Below are 14,768 nucleotides of genomic sequence, written 5' to 3'. Positions count from 1 at the left end.
AATGCCAGAAAATATTTCACAATTTATAGACGAATATGGAGAACTAATTATTGAAGGCACAAAAGACACAATTGTTATGACTTCAATATCTACACTATTTGCATACGTAATAGGACTTCCAATAGGAGTTCTTCTTATAACAAGCGCAAAGCAAGGAATTTGCAAAAACGCGCTGCTTAACACTGTTTTAGGAAGCATTGTAAACGTTGTTCGATCTGTTCCGTTTATAATTTTGCTTGTTGCTATAATTCCACTTACAAGACTTATTGTTGGAACATCTTTAGGTGTTCCAGGAGCAATTGTTCCGCTTGTTATAACAGCTGCACCATTTGTAGCGAGAATTGTTGAGCAATCTTTGGCAGAAGTTGACGGAAGTCTTATAGAAGCTGCTCAAAGTTTTGGAGCAAGCAACACACAAATCGTATTCAAAGTATTGCTTTTTGAAAGCTTACCTTCGCTAATTCGCGGAGCAGCATTGACTTTTATTACGCTTTTTGGATTCTCTGCAATGGCTGGAACAGTTGGCGCAGGCGGACTTGGAGATATTGCGATTCGCTACGGTTACCAACGCTACCAATACGACGTTATGAGCGCAGCAGTAATTTTGTGCATTATTCTTGTGCAATTAGTGCAAAGCATTGGAGATTTAATATCCAACAAAATCAACCATCACGAGCGCTGATATTAATCAAAATAAACAATAAACAGTCTTTAATGTATGGGAGAATCGCAATATGACACTTATTAATATGCATACGTCTGAAGGCGATATAAAGATTAATCTTTTTGACGATAAAGCGCCTATTACAGTAAAAAATTTCGTTGACTTGGCAACTGGCGCAAAAGAATGGGTAGATCCTTTTAGCGGCGAAAAGTCTAATGAGCCTTTCTACAATGGCTTAACTTTCCACAGAATTATTAAAGACTTTATGATTCAAGGCGGATGCCCTCTTGGAAACGGAATGGGCGGCCCTGGCTACGAATTTGACGACGAGATTGACCCATCGCTAAAGTTCGATAAGCCATATTTGCTCGCAATGGCAAATGCTGGAAAGCAACGCGGACGCGACGGTCGCTTGCATGGCACTAATGGATCTCAATTCTTTATAACAACTGTTCCAACTCCTTGGCTTGATGGCCATCATACAATTTTTGGAGAAGTCGTAGATGATGAGTCTAAAGCTGTTGTAGACAAGCTAGAATCTGTTCCAACAGATAGGTCTGACGCTCCACTAGAGCCAGTTGGAATCGTATCCATTGATGTTATTAAGTAAAAACATTAGCTAAAATAAAGCAAAAATAGTATAAAAATTGCAATAATAAAACTTCCAGCCAAAGCATTATTTGACTGGAAGTTTTATTGTTTAGTTGCGCTTTAGCTACGATTTAGTTACTGTTTAGTCGCAGCTTAATCGCGTTCCATTTTTCTAAGTCGCGGTTCCGCACTATCTTTTGCACCCGTAATTCTATAAACGTCAAAAACGCCATCAATCTTACGAATTGCAGCAAGAAGAGTGTTCAAATGTTGAGGATCTGCCATTTCGAACGTAAATTGGCTTGTAGCAACGCGATCGTCTCCAGTAGCAATCGTTCCCGAAAGAATATTTACGCCATGATCCGAAAGAACTCGTGTAACATCCGAAAGCAAATGCTGACGATCCAAAGCCTCTACTTGAACTTTAACAAGGAACAAGCCTTTATCACTAGTCCATTGCACAGGAATAACACGCTCCGATTGCGACTTTTGCAAATCAATCATATTCTGGCAATCCGTTCTATGAACAGAAACACCCTGATTTCTTGTTATAAAGCCAACAATGTCATCTCCTGGAACAGGCATGCAACAGCGCGCAAGCTTAACCCAAACGTCTCCAACACCCTTTACAGAAACGCCAAGAACGCCGTTAGACTTGCGATTACGCTCTGCCCTTCTAAGCGGAAGCGCCTCTTCTTGCGCTTCTTCTGCTACTTCTTCACTTCCCGCATCTTTAACAAGACGAGAAATAACATTTTGCGTAGAAACTTGACCTTCGCCAATCGCAGCATAAACAGCTTCTACGTTAGCAGTAATATTAAGCTCTTCTGCAACGCCTATTAACGCCTGCGGAGTGAGCAAAGTAGACAAAGGCAAGTTACGTTTACGCATAGCGCGCGTAAGCTCGTCTTTACCCTCTTCAATGGCCTCTGAACGGCGTTCCTTGCTAAACCATTGCCTAATCTTATTTCTAGCTCTAGGACTTTTTACAAAGCTGAGCCAATCTCTAGAAGGGCCAGCAGTATCGGACTTAGACGTAAGAACTTCTACAGTGTCTCCGTTGTTAAGCTTTGTATCTAGCGGAACAAGCTTTCCATTTACGCGAGCGCCCATCATTCTGTGTCCAACTTCTGTATGCACAGAATAAGCAAAGTCAACTGGCGTTGCATCTTGCGGAAGAGCAACAATACTCCCCTTTGGAGTAAACACGTAGACTTCTGAAGCTCCAAGATCTTGCTTTAAGGATCCTAGAAATTCGTCGGAATCTGGCGTTTCGCTGGTCCAATCTGCAAGCTGCTGAATCCACTTTAAGTTATCTAATTCGCTAAGCTCTTTGTTCTCTTCTTGCTCGCGCTTAACATCACCCTTATCTGGCTTGCTTAAAGCTCGACCAGCTTGGCCGTTCGCTTTGTACTTCCAGTGTGCAGCAATACCAAACTCAGCACGCCTATGCATATCCCATGTGCGAATTTGAATCTCAACAGGCTTTCCACCAGGGCCTACAACAGTAGTGTGCAAGCTTTGATACATATTTAGCTTAGGAGTAGCAATGTAGTCCTTAAATCGGCCTGGAACAGGGCTCCAACGCGCGTGAACTGCGCCAAGAGCCGCATAACAGTCTCGAATAGAATCAACGATTATTCTAACGCCTACAAGGTCGTAGATATTTTCAAAATCGTGACCGCGAACAATCATCTTTTGGTAAATTGAGAAGTAATCTTTTGGTCGCCCCTTAACAGAAGCTTTTACTCGCTGCTGATTTAAATCTTCGTTGATTTCTTCTAGGATTTGACGCAAGTAGACTTCTCGCTGGCCAGCTCTTCTAGCAACTAACACTACGATTTCGTTGTAAATCTTAGGGTATAAAACCTTAAAGCTTAGCTCTTCAAGCTCCGTTTTAATGGCATTCATGCCGAGTCGATTTGCAAGAGGAGCGTAAACATCTAGAGTTTCTCGAGCTTTTTTATGCGAGCTAGACGCCTTAACGTACCTCCACGTACGCGCATTATGTAATCGATCTGCAAGTTTTACTACTAACACTCGCACATCTCGGCTCATTGCAACAACCATTTTGCGGATTGTTTCTGCTTGAGCGCTTTCGCCGTACTCCATATTGGATATTTTTGTAACGCCATCTACAAGGCCAGCAACCGTGTCTCCAAAGTCTGCTCTGCACTCTTCTAGCGTGTAATCTGTGTCTTCTACAGTGTCGTGCAATAATCCTGCAGCAACAACAATAGGACCCATTCCAAGATCAGCTAAAATTTGAGCTACAGCAAGAGGGTGAATAATGTACGGCTCTCCCGATTTACGCCTTTGACCAGTATGCTGCTTTACGGCTCTTTTATACGCCTTATGCAAAATATCCATGTTTTCATCGGGATGATGCCACTTGCACATTTGCAATATAGGACGCAATGGGTCTCGCATATCTTCGCTAATTTCACACCCGAGCATATTAGCGCCTTTAATATCTTCTTGAGATTCTCCCATTGAATGTCACCTCATTGCACGCCAGTAGAGCCAAATCCTTTAGTGGATCTATCGGAGCCTGGAAGCTGACTTGCTTCAACAAACCTAGCTTCAACATAACGTTGAATAACAAGCTGAGCTATGCGATCTCCACGATTAAATTGCACAGTATTATTTGGATCCATATTGATTAATGGAACCTTAATCTCTCCACGATACCCAGCATCAATCGTTCCTGGAGCATTAAGAACAGTAACACCCTGTTTTACAGCTAAACCAGAACGCGGATGAACCAAAGCCACGTATCCAGCAGGCAAGGCGATTGCAACGCCAGTCGGCACTAGAGCACGCTCAAATGGACGCAATGTAACGTCTTGCGTAGTTCGCAAATCCGCTCCAGCATCTCCAGCATGGGCGTAAGAAAGATGCTCCATTGCAGCCTGGCTATCTGTTCCATCGTTCAAATATTTAATAAGAACTTCCACCTGCTCTGGGCCCGTATAGGTATCATCGTAAGCCATTAAGCTGCGCACTCCTTGCAAATTGGTTGACCGTCTTGAGACATTTGAGCGAGCTGGCTTCTGTGCTTTACAAGGAAGCATTCGGAGCAAATGAACTCATCACCTTGCATTGGTATTACTGTGACAGATGCATCTTCGTTGCTAAGATCTGCGCCTGGCAACTCGTAATCTTCTGCAATAGCGTTTTCGTCATCGTCTATATCGTTTGCAGAACTTTGAGAGCCTTTGCTCAATGCTTCCAACGACTCCTCGTCTTCGTCTTTACTACGAGGAGAATCATAATCCTGTGCCATTATGGTCCTTTCGTTTTTAAGATTACTTATTGCTTAAAACTACTTTTCTACTTTATTTATAGCGATTAGCACTATTTATAGCAATTAGTCTAAATCTACCTACGCGCATAGCATACATGAAAGCTACCCCGCATAGAATACTCGCTTTTTTATTAATAGAAAATGGCAAAGAAGGCATACTATGGACTAAAGTATGTTATAAGTATCGTTAAAAGCGAGGAAAGTGGTGCGCAATGCTTGAAAATCCGCCAAAAGAGGCGAGTTTCGATCATGTGGATAATAATGGCGATTTAATTTTTATTTTTGAAAACACGCCGTTAAAAATTCATGTTGACGACACGCTGGAGCGCGCAATCGCCGAGTCGAAAAAACTAACAAATGTTGATGTGAATAATCAAAATACAGTTAACTCGACTGGCAAATCGGACGATTCGCCAAATGCAACTACAGCAACTCTGCCTATATCTCAAATTCAAGCTTTAATACGCGCTGGATTAGAACCAGAACATGTTGCAAAGCGCTACAACGTAAGCGAATCTCAAGTTAGACGATTCTCAAGCGGAGTAGAAACCGAAAAGCAATATGCTATTGAGCAATTCTTGACTGTTCCAGCACCTAAGCAAAGCAATATGCGAACTCTTTCGGATTTGATTGAACGCACTCTTGCAAAAGCGCATATTGGAATGGAAACAGTAAAGTGGCGCGCTACAAGACGCGGACTTGAGCCATGGCTTATAACAGCAGAATTCAACACTGCTACTCGCACAATAAAAGCCGAGTGGACTTGGAACATGCACGATAACTCCGTTGCTTGCGCTAATCCTTCTGCAAGATTGTTACTTGGCGAAGAAGTTATGAATAATGATTCTTCCAAAAAGTCGCAATTTGGCGGAACTTATAGAGATACTGTAAGCATTAGCTTCCCATTTGCAAACGAAGATCTTCCAGGAAACTCAATTCGTTCTGCAAGAATAGAGCGCGCTGTTTCTCAATGGGAATCGAGGAATAGTGAGAACCTTGCAAATGTTGCAAATGTTGCAATGCAAGCGCAAAATGCAAAAAATGAGCAAGACCAAAATGCGCAAAACGCAAACGCACAAAACGCACAAGAACAATACAATGCGAATAAATCACTAGACCAAAATAACGCAAATCCTTTAGATTCTTTGCAAAGCTACGAGCAAAACAATAATCTAAGTACTTTAGTTGCAAATAGCGAGAACCAAGTGGATGCAAATGCTGTATCTAACAGTATAAATGCCGTACAAATCGCATCGAATATAGCAAACTCGTCCAATTCCGATTTGAGCAAATCTAGCAACAATTCAGATGCGCTTTTTAGTGACGACTCTAGTTCTAACAATGACTCGAGTATCGAAAAAGCAAAACAAGAAGATAATCACATTCAAGCAGACAAAACTGTTTCGATAGAAACGCCAAAGTCTGCGCAAACGCCAAAGTCTGCTAAAGCGCGCGCAAACGAACATTCTAAAGCCAAAAAGAGCAGCCGTGCAGCTGTTCCTAGCTGGGATGAGATTCTTTTTGGCGAAGGATGATAAGGATGATTTAGCGTAAATTAAGCTATATCAACTAAGCACGGAATATCCATTTCCATTGCGCTCATAGAGCCATGAACACTCGGCAAGTTCATGGCTTTTTCTGTTTCGATTCTAGAATCAACGATTGTTACAGATGACTTTGCTTGAACAAGAACATCTCCAATAACGCTTATCGCAAGCGAGCTGACTTCTCCAAAAACGCCATCTTTAACAGCTTGCTCTTTAGTTCTAACACGCGCTTTATCTTGCAAAACATTAGTCCACCTTAACGCAATATCTTCTGGATTTTCGCCGTCTTGCGCATAAAGCATAACAGACCTAGGCTCTCCCCCAACAAGCTTAACTCCTTTAGTAAGACGACTATCTTTTGCAATATCTATTTTCAAATCTGGATTTGACTCAATCATTCCATGATCTGCCGTAATAACGATTAGAGTGCCTTTTTGACAATTTTTTCTTAAAAGATTTAATTGTGCGTCTATCTGCTCAAAAATAGAAACCCAATTCTCGGATTCCCAACCATAATTATGCCCGATTTTGTCAATATCCCTAAGATACAAATACGTTAAACCAGGCGTTTTAGTGCTGTTTGCAGCGTTCATAATTCTCGCTCTAGCAGTTGTTCCGCTTATAAATTTAGCTCCTCTAAAAGCTGCTTGAGTTAAAGGAGAATCCTCAAATTTTGAAAGACTTACATGATTCGCTCTAACACCCAAGCTAGAAAGAGACTCGAATATTGTAGGCTGGCGCTGCAAATCTAATGGATTTGGAGCATCCCTAAATTGGATTAATTGAGATAATGCGCCAGTTTTAGGATTTTTTTGAGTGTATCCTGTCATTGCAGTAAGACCAGGGCAAGTCCCAGTGCCAAAAGTGGCCATTGCTGCAACCGTAGTGCTAGGAACGCAAGTTGTTATAGGGCGCTGATTTGCGCTGTTGTTAAGAAGAGCACGCAAATATGGAGCATGACCTTTTCTAATAGCAAGATTCCAATATCCAAGACCATCCACAAGCACAACAACAGCACTTTTTACTTTAGGAAACCCAAACAAATCTCGCAAAGAATCAGGATTTTTATGGATTTGTGTGCAAATTGGCGATCCTATAGAAGCACTAAGAGCTGGAAGAATCGAAGATAGATGAAGAGCAGATTTAGGATTATTGTATGCGTCACGGATTTTGCTATTTTCAACAAACTTCAACAAGTCATCCAATTGTGGAATCTCAATAGTCATAAGCTACATTGTAGTTAAAAAAGACTACATATAAAGTTAAATTCGAGTTAGCGCTAAAGTTAGATTCAAATCGCAAGAAAAATCGCAAGGAAAAACGCAACTAAAATCACCAGAAAAATCACCACTAAAATGGCAAGAAAATAAGCATTTAATAAACATTTGTGCATATAAATTGATATTATAAAGGCTTGTAAGTCACTTCAAGGAGTTCAAAATTATGCCTTCACGCAGCAAGTCGACAAAAGCAGCCTTCGACCCTAGAAAGGTTAAAGAGAATATTGTTGAAACGCCGCTTAACGAAGAGATGAGCAAATCTTTTCTGGAATACGCATACTCTGTGATTTACGCACGCGCATTGCCAGACGCAAGAGACGGAATGAAGCCCGTACAGCGCAGAATCGTGTACCAAATGGGAAACATGAATCTTACGCCAGAGCACGCTTATATGAAGTCTGCTCGCGTTGTGGGCGAAGTTATGGGAAAGCTGCATCCGCATGGAGATTCCGCGATTTACGAAGCAATGGTGCGCTTGGCTCAGCCGTTTTCTCTTATACTCCCATTGGTTGACGGTCATGGAAACTTTGGTTCCTTAGACGACGGCCCTGCAGCATCCAGGTACACAGAAGCACGACTAGCTCCAGCAGCGCTTGGAATGAATGCAGACATAAACGAAGATACTGTTGACTTTGCGCCAAACTACGACAATAAGCTAAAAGAGCCAACGGTTTTGCCTGCTGCTATACCAAACTTGCTTGTAAACGGAGCTTCTGGAATCGCAGTTGGAATGGCTACAAACATGGCTACTCACAATCTTGGAGAAGTTGTAGCTGCAGCGAAATACGTTATGAAGCATCCAAATGCAACTCTAGACGATTTAATGCAAATAGTTCCAGGACCAGACTGGCCGGGCGGCGGCATAATTATTGGGCGCAGCGGAATCCGCGAAGCATACGAAACTGGAAGAGGCGCTTTTACAACTAGATCAAAAACGCATATTGAAAACGTTACAGCACGCAAAAAAGCGATTATTGTTACAGAATTGCCATTTATGGTTGGCCCAGAGCGCGTGCTCGAACGCATATCTCAAGGTATAAAAGCGCGCAAACTAGACGGAATATCTGGAGCAATCGACTTAACAGATAGGCACAATGGAACGCGAATCGTAATCGAAATAAAAACAGGATTCGACCCAAACGCTGTTCTTGCGCAACTTTTTAAGCACACTCCGCTGCAAGAAAGCTTTACAATTAACAACGTTGCACTAGTTGATGGAAGACCTCACACAATGGGACTTCGAGAGCTTCTAGACGTGTGGATTTCGCACAGAAGAACCGTTATTAGAAGGCGCAGCGAATTTAGACTAAACAAAGCCAAAGAAAGATTGCATCTTGTAGAAGGCTTGCTTCTTGCAATGCTAGACATTGACGAAGTAATTCAAGTAATTAGGTCTTCCGAAGATGCAGAAACCGCTAAATCAAAGCTTATTAGCGTATTTGATTTAGACGAGATTCAAGCGCAATACATTCTTGACTTAAGGCTTAGAAGACTTACAAAAATGAGTCGAATCGAGCTAGAAGGCGAAAAAAACGACTTATTGCAAAAAATAGATGAGCTTAACGAGATTCTGAGCTCTGCAAATCAGTTAGACAAAGTTGTGATTGCAGAGATGGATTACGCTGTAAAACAGTGGGATACTCCTCGCAGAACGATTCTTTTAGACGAGCAAGAAGACGGCAGTTTTACGCCTGTTTGCACTAAAAACACTAAAGTTGCAAACAATGATTTAGCAATGGATGCAGTTATTGCAGCGAATAAGATTACAAGCACTCAAGCAGACGTTGCAGCAGCCGCTCTGGCCGCCAAAAAGTCTGGGAGCAGTGATGCTTCTGCAATAGCTTTGCAATTAAGCGACGATCCGTGCGCTGTAGCTTTGAGCACGTCTGGACTTATAGCAAGAACAAGCGTTGAAACGTTTAATAGATGGCAATCACATTCTTCAAATGTTTTTGATACTCCATGCTTAAGCGTGTTTGAAACAACAACGCGCGCAAACTACGCTTTAATAACATCCGCAGGGCGATTAGTAATAGCGCATGTTGCAGATTTACCACACTTAAATCAAGGTAACGAAGACGTTTTAGAATCGATTTCTAATGGCGTTAACGCAAACGAATTGCTAACTTCTACTCAAAGCACAGACCCGATTAGAGGAGAAAAAGTCGTAGCTGCTATTGCACTAAGCGATGATTCTAAAACTCCTACATCTTCTAAAACTCCTCTTGCAATCGGAACAAATAATGGCGTTGTAAAACGATGGAATTTTGAATCGCCAACAACAATGGATTCTTGGAGCATTATTGACTTAAAAGATAATGATTCAGTAATCGGAGCAGCACTTGCAAAAGACGAAGACAGGATTGTGTTTATAAGCAGCGACTCTTCCCTACTTACTTTCGACGCAAAGCAAGTGCGCGCACAAGGACGAAGCTCTGCTGGAATGGCAGGAATTAGGCTTAACGAAGGATGCGTTGTTTCTGCTTTTGCTGTAGTTGCTAAAAATGACGTTGAATGGAACTACGAAGAAGGGCAAAACGGACTATTTTCTGCTTCTGGAAGCGTAGTTTTCACTCTTGCTGGAGACAGCGACGCGCTTGCTGGAACAGAAAACGGAGCAGCAAAGATTACACCGTTAGAAATGTACCCTACAAAGGGCAGAGGCACGGGAGGCGTGCGATCGCAGCGATTCCTTAAGGGGCAAAATACACTTTTGCATGCATACGTTGGAAACTATCCGCTTTACGCGACTACACAACGTGGAGCAAATGTAGAGCTACCTAAGCCAGATATGCGAAGGGATGCTTCGGGAACCGAACTAGTCTCCCCTATTGCGCATATTGGTTAGTTACGTTGTGTAGTTACGCCATTTATGCCATTGTTTCAACGTATGCTATAGCTGCAATTTTCGTAACTAGTTTTTGCGAGCATGCTTGGAATAGCTACGAAGTGATTTTCTAGCTCCTACAAGTACGAAAATTCCTGCAAACACAGATGCAAACAAAGAATTCATGGCCATAGTCACTGAAGAGCCAGTTTCAGGCAAATGCTTAGCAGAATTAGCTTGAATCTGCATTTTCAATGGCGCTTCATCTTGTTTCTTTACATCAAACGAATAATCTTGATTCTTTGTATATTCTTGCACATGCGAAGGAACAAAATCTGTAATAGGCGTAGAATCTGGAGCTGGAGTTTGCTCTTCATCTGTATCTGGCGTCGTATCTGGCGTTGGCGTTGGCTTTGGCACAGGCGTTGGAATCGGAGCAGGAGCTGGCTTAGGTGTATAAATAGCATAAACCGTCATATCACTTTTTACTGGAGTTTGATCAGTAAATATTTTGCTTTTATCCTTACCTGTAGAGTCGGCATTCCACTCTACAAAAGTATAACCTTCTTTAGATGGTGCCGATGGCATCATCTGACCTGCAACACTGTTTTCACTTATGCTTTTGCCTTCCTTAACTTGCACAGAAGCATAATTAGAATTATTGCCATTTACAAAAGTAACAGTGTAGATCTTAGCCTTAGGAATAATGTTGTAGGTAAAGTGCGATCTACCAATCATCCTAGGCATATTATTAACAAAATCATAAAATATACACTGACCTTCAAGGGTGCCAGTCTTCACTGCTACATATTTGCCATCAGAGTTTTTCTTAAAATATGGCGAGCGGTCAATCGTTACGGGATTCCCATTCTCCTCAAAACCCTCCATAACACTGATTGTATGACCAGAGCTTTCTTGAGTAATTGTAATAGGGCGCTTATATTCCTCTCCTACCTCAATAGTAAAAGGTCCAGGATTTTGATTGTCAAACGGTGAATCATTTTCCCCTGAGCGAAACTTATATTGTCCTAAATTACCTTTTACAACAATTTCAGAAATTTTATTACCTTGGAAAGCAACACTACCAACTCCAGCAAGATAATACGGGTCAGCATCCGTATCATGCTCTTTGCCAGTTCCATCAATTACACCTTCAAACACAACTTTTTCAATTTCATTAGCAACAAAGGCTGCATTGCTTACTGAAATAACATTTTTTGGAATAACAACAGTTCCCTTAATTTTATTCCAACCGAAAGCGCCATATTCTATAATCTTAAGAGACTGCGGAAGAGTTACACCCTCAATATAAGTTTCGCCATCAATGTGTTCATGCTTATTCCCAACCTGCTTTGCACTTCCAGTAAAAGCACATTCATGAATAACTTCAATACCTTCAGGAATAACTATGTGATGATTTTTCTTAAGCTTTTCCTTGCCTTTGGCGCTAAGTCCATCCACATATTCATTTACTGTTTCATTCGTTTCAGGATGATAAACATCTTTCCTGCCACCAACAGTTTTACCATCGGCAGAAATATTAAAGTCGTCCTTCGTCCAAGTTAAAGATTCATCATTTGCAGCAGTTGAATCAGTTGATGCTGCTCTGGATTCTTCAGATGCAGTTACGCTTCTATCTTCATGATTATTTGTTGGAAGATTAGTATTGCTTACATCTATAAGAGTTTGCGTAATCTTATTAGTTTCAAAATTTTCAGTATCAGTTACAGATTCAGAAGTTTTAGCAGATTTAGCAGATTTTGTAGTTTCGTTAGTTTTTTCAGTTTCGTTAGAATTTGAAGAGTTAATACTTTCAGAAGGTTTTACGGAAGTGCTATCTAAAGCTCCCCTCACCCCATTGGATGTTTTAGAATCTACGGCAGAAGAATTTACAGACGTATTAACACCAGAAGCAGTTGAAGTTTCAACAGCATTAGCACTTTGCGCTACGCAAAAAGCACACGCAGCAGTAGCAATACCCATCATAGCGCTAGTCAAAATTATATTAGTTCTCTTACTCATTTTTTCCTCTTGCAAAACCAACTCTTCTAAAATTATTAGCGATTAAAACAAATATAATACATAGCTTAACAGTATTAGTTTGAATCTTCACATATTCTACAACTTACACTTTCAATAGCAATCAAATGTAACCAAACTCACAATAATCTTAATAAATCTTAAACCAAAACCAGCAAACAATCACACAAAAATATTTTCATACTAAACTTTTGCAAGTCCGAATCAATTTCATATGCATAAACGCCATTGCAGATAGCAAAATAATCAAATATGCTGGCAGCAAAGACATAGACACGTTTTGACCAATAAACCCAAAGATTGCAGGCATTAGCATTGATCCAATATATGCGCTAGCCATTTGCACGCCAACAATCGCTTGCGATTTATCAGCTCCAAAATAATGCGGTGTGGAATGAATAATGCATGGATAAATAGGCGCACAACCTAAACCAATAATCACAAATCCTGCAACCAATGCTATATGATTTGGCAATGGCAATAACAATACAATAACGCCTAAAATCATCACTAGTTGCCCAAGACGAATCATGGTTTCATCATTAAAACGCATTGTCAAAAATCCGCTTATAAATCGTCCTGCTGTAATACCAACATAAAATAAACTTGCCCAACCCGCTGCAACAACGCGGCTAACTCCCCCGTGCAAAACCATGTAACTACTAGCCCATAATCCTGCAGTTTGTTCAATAGCGCAGTAGCAGAAAAACATTATAAAAATATTTTTAGCTCCAGGAATGCGCAAAACTTCTGCAAAAGATAGCGTTTTAGAATATTCTTTAGATATCTGAATAGGTTTTAGTAATTTATGCGATTTACGATTATTCCACAATGGCAAACTTGCAAACAATATTACAGTTAATATAACTTGAACAATAGCAATATATTGATACCCTGCAGACCATCCAAATCCGCAAGAAAGCGCAAAACCCATAACGTAAGGCCCAGCTGAAGCTCCAATACCCCACATGCAGTGAAGCCAGCTCATATGACGGCTTTCGTAGTGCAAAGCAACATAGTTGTTAAGAGCAGCGTCTACTCCTCCAGCACCAAGTCCGTACGGAATTGCCAGAAAAATAAGCACAAGGTAATTCGGCGCAAAAGAAAAACCCAATAATGACAACGCAGTTAAAGCAACAGATACAGAAGTAACTTTTCCTACGCCAAATCGCTTAGTTATTCTGTCACTCAATAGAGCAGACACAATAGTTCCTGCAGAAATAACCATTGATATTCCGCCAGCCCAAGAAATTTGCGCGCCAATATCGTGGCTCATAGTCGGCCAAGCAGATCCTAAAAGAGCATCTGGCAAACCCAAGCTAATAAATGCTAAATAGATAATTGCAAGAAGAAGGTTAATCATATTCACATATCAATTCATCAAACGAGTTATAAGTTTTTGTATTAGGATTTAGGTAGGATTAAAAAACGCCAGCACTATAACATTTACAAATTGTTTTTCTCACTAGATTCGTGCATCTCATCAAGCAAATCTTGAACCAAATATCCGTCGCTCATACAATGCATATCCGAAATACCATTACGCATCAAATCGTAAGTAACAGAATGGTAAAACACGTCAAGCGCCTGCTCATAACTCAACCCAGCACGCTCAGCCAGAAGACTTACAACCCTAGCATACTTCTTTTGCAACAAAATAGGATTCGCCATCAAAATCCATCACTCCCCTAAAAACTTACTATTTACACACTCGCTTTTTATGTATGTAAGACACAAATCAATAGCTTTCTGACTTCTAAAACATATTTGATTATTAGTCTTTTCATATTTTAGTCTGCCTAAAGCTTCAGACTTAGTAATTAAATCATCAAACAACAATTCAAGTGTGTTATAAACCTTATCGTTTGCCACACCGCCAATTACCACTTCAAAACTACTTGTATCATTTCCAGTACGAGCACTAAGTATGAAATTAAGCCATTCTTCAGAATATGAATCAAACTTAAGAACAGATAATTCACTAAGCACATCATCGTCAAAATTATAAGAAGAAACAAACGCATCATTGCCTTTGCGAATAAATTTCTTCGCCCAATTATCAGCCTGGCTACGTATTGATGTAACGTAGAATCCTGCGCCAAAATCAACATCTTTACGCGAATGCAATACATCTGGAAATTCAACAGGCATAAAAGAACCGTGATAAACAATCATACTTTTACACCTTTTTCGCGCATGAAGGAAATAATATCGTTTGTAATATACTCTTTGCCTTGAGTGTGCAAAACGTCATAAGATGGAATAATATAAGACATAAGAATATTACTCTTCTTAGTCAAAGCATCATACGTATCGCGAGGGTTTTGATTAAGCTTCTTAGCAACATTTTCAATACAAAATATTGCAAAATCAAGCTTATCCTTGTCAAAGACTTCCTGCTTATTACCAACCATAAAACCCTCCTTTTTAAGATAAAGTACAATAGAACACTGACTACAAAGTAATAATTCTTAAAACAAGCTTTTAATACAGTTTACATCAAAAATTACAC

13 protein-coding genes are annotated in these 14,768 nt (G+C 40.5%); 4 read left to right on the top strand and 9 right to left on the bottom strand.

From position 1 onward, the window contains the following. The first annotated feature begins 1 nt into the window (after position 1). Positions 2–682 carry a methionine ABC transporter permease gene (locus tag NYP65_RS00560; RefSeq protein ID WP_016805765.1) on the top strand — a complete coding sequence of 227 codons (681 nt, stop codon included), beginning with the start codon at positions 2–4 and terminating at the stop codon, positions 680–682. 52 nt (positions 683–734) lie between these two features. Continuing rightward, positions 735–1,274, top strand: a complete 540-nt coding sequence (locus tag NYP65_RS00555; RefSeq protein WP_004132129.1) for a peptidylprolyl isomerase — start codon at positions 735–737, stop codon at positions 1,272–1,274. 134 nt (positions 1,275–1,408) lie between these two features. On the opposite strand, the gene NYP65_RS00550 is transcribed toward NYP65_RS00555, so the two are convergent. Genes NYP65_RS00550 through NYP65_RS00540 form a run of 3 tightly spaced genes read right to left on the bottom strand, consistent with a single transcriptional unit; the run spans position 1,409 to position 4,541 of the window. After that, a complete protein-coding gene (locus NYP65_RS00550; RefSeq protein WP_353938736.1) occupies positions 1,409–3,748 on the bottom strand; it encodes a RelA/SpoT family protein in 2,340 nt (779 codons plus the stop codon). 11 nt (positions 3,749–3,759) lie between these two features. After that, a complete protein-coding gene (dut, locus tag NYP65_RS00545) occupies positions 3,760–4,248 on the bottom strand; it encodes a dUTP diphosphatase (protein ID WP_004132127.1) in 489 nt (162 codons plus the stop codon). Next, a complete protein-coding gene (locus NYP65_RS00540; protein WP_004574584.1) occupies positions 4,248–4,541 on the bottom strand; it encodes a DUF4193 domain-containing protein in 294 nt (97 codons plus the stop codon). The genes dut and NYP65_RS00540 overlap by 1 nt, the downstream gene beginning before the upstream one ends. 233 nt (positions 4,542–4,774) lie before the next feature. On the opposite strand from NYP65_RS00540, the gene sepH reads away from it, so the two are divergent. Then, positions 4,775–6,097: a septation protein SepH gene (sepH, locus tag NYP65_RS00535; protein ID WP_473410461.1), complete on the top strand. Its 1,323-nt coding sequence runs from the start codon at positions 4,775–4,777 to the stop codon at positions 6,095–6,097. A gap of 20 nt (positions 6,098–6,117) precedes the next feature. On the opposite strand, the gene NYP65_RS00530 is transcribed toward sepH, so the two are convergent. Beyond that, positions 6,118–7,335 (bottom strand): alkaline phosphatase family protein, encoded by a 1,218-nt coding sequence (locus NYP65_RS00530; protein ID WP_473410460.1) that lies wholly within the window; start codon positions 7,333–7,335, stop codon positions 6,118–6,120. Positions 7,336–7,552: 217 nt separating this feature from the next. Here NYP65_RS00530 and NYP65_RS00525 point away from each other — a divergent pair, with 217 nt between their 5' ends. Next, positions 7,553–10,237, top strand: coding sequence for a DNA gyrase/topoisomerase IV subunit A (locus NYP65_RS00525; protein WP_473410459.1), 2,685 nt, complete (start codon positions 7,553–7,555; stop codon positions 10,235–10,237). Positions 10,238–10,303: 66 nt separating this feature from the next. On the opposite strand, the gene NYP65_RS00520 is transcribed toward NYP65_RS00525, so the two are convergent. The 5 genes from NYP65_RS00520 to NYP65_RS00500 form a co-directional block, all read right to left on the bottom strand. Then, positions 10,304–12,238, bottom strand: coding sequence for an InlB B-repeat-containing protein (locus NYP65_RS00520; protein WP_473410458.1), 1,935 nt, complete (start codon positions 12,236–12,238; stop codon positions 10,304–10,306). A gap of 196 nt (positions 12,239–12,434) precedes the next feature. Then, positions 12,435–13,619: an MFS transporter gene (locus tag NYP65_RS00515; protein ID WP_473410770.1), complete on the bottom strand. Its 1,185-nt coding sequence runs from the start codon at positions 13,617–13,619 to the stop codon at positions 12,435–12,437. 83 nt (positions 13,620–13,702) lie between these two features. Further along, positions 13,703–13,927, bottom strand: coding sequence for a DUF3791 domain-containing protein (locus NYP65_RS00510; RefSeq protein WP_004132107.1), 225 nt, complete (start codon positions 13,925–13,927; stop codon positions 13,703–13,705). Between the two features lie 9 nt (positions 13,928–13,936). Continuing rightward, entirely contained in the window at positions 13,937–14,431 is a 495-nt protein-coding gene (locus tag NYP65_RS00505; protein WP_473410457.1) for a DUF3990 domain-containing protein, read from the bottom strand. Then, positions 14,428–14,670, bottom strand: coding sequence for a DUF3791 domain-containing protein (locus tag NYP65_RS00500; RefSeq protein ID WP_004132102.1), 243 nt, complete (start codon positions 14,668–14,670; stop codon positions 14,428–14,430). Before NYP65_RS00500 ends, NYP65_RS00505 begins: the two co-directional genes overlap by 4 nt. Between the last annotated feature and the right edge of the window lie 98 nt (positions 14,671–14,768).

This window comes from Gardnerella sp. c12Ub_1, assembly GCF_055804375.1.
Note: the sequence above shows the minus strand (reverse complement) of the source record. Positions and strands in the feature narration are given on the sequence as shown.

What these genes read in the sequence shown, in the direction of transcription:
- NYP65_RS00500 (WP_004132102.1), bottom strand. Translation starts at nt 14,670, where the DNA reads ATGGTTGGTAATAAGCAGGAAGTCTTTGACAAGGATAAGCTTGATTTT.
- NYP65_RS00505 (WP_473410457.1), bottom strand. Translation starts at nt 14,431, where the DNA reads ATGATTGTTTATCACGGTTCTTTTATGCCTGTTGAATTTCCAGATGTA.
- NYP65_RS00530 (WP_473410460.1), bottom strand. Translation starts at nt 7,335, where the DNA reads ATGACTATTGAGATTCCACAATTGGATGACTTGTTGAAGTTTGTTGAA.
- NYP65_RS00510 (WP_004132107.1), bottom strand. Translation starts at nt 13,927, where the DNA reads ATGGCGAATCCTATTTTGTTGCAAAAGAAGTATGCTAGGGTTGTAAGT.
- NYP65_RS00550 (WP_353938736.1), bottom strand. Translation starts at nt 3,748, where the DNA reads ATGGGAGAATCTCAAGAAGATATTAAAGGCGCTAATATGCTCGGGTGT.
- sepH (WP_473410461.1), top strand. Translation starts at nt 4,775, where the DNA reads ATGCTTGAAAATCCGCCAAAAGAGGCGAGTTTCGATCATGTGGATAAT.
- dut (WP_004132127.1), bottom strand. Translation starts at nt 4,248, where the DNA reads ATGGCTTACGATGATACCTATACGGGCCCAGAGCAGGTGGAAGTTCTT.
- NYP65_RS00540 (WP_004574584.1), bottom strand. Translation starts at nt 4,541, where the DNA reads ATGGCACAGGATTATGATTCTCCTCGTAGTAAAGACGAAGACGAGGAG.
- NYP65_RS00560 (WP_016805765.1), top strand. Translation starts at nt 2, where the DNA reads ATGCCAGAAAATATTTCACAATTTATAGACGAATATGGAGAACTAATT.
- NYP65_RS00525 (WP_473410459.1), top strand. Translation starts at nt 7,553, where the DNA reads ATGCCTTCACGCAGCAAGTCGACAAAAGCAGCCTTCGACCCTAGAAAG.
- NYP65_RS00515 (WP_473410770.1), bottom strand. Translation starts at nt 13,619, where the DNA reads ATGATTAACCTTCTTCTTGCAATTATCTATTTAGCATTTATTAGCTTG.
- NYP65_RS00555 (WP_004132129.1), top strand. Translation starts at nt 735, where the DNA reads ATGACACTTATTAATATGCATACGTCTGAAGGCGATATAAAGATTAAT.
- NYP65_RS00520 (WP_473410458.1), bottom strand. Translation starts at nt 12,238, where the DNA reads ATGAGTAAGAGAACTAATATAATTTTGACTAGCGCTATGATGGGTATT.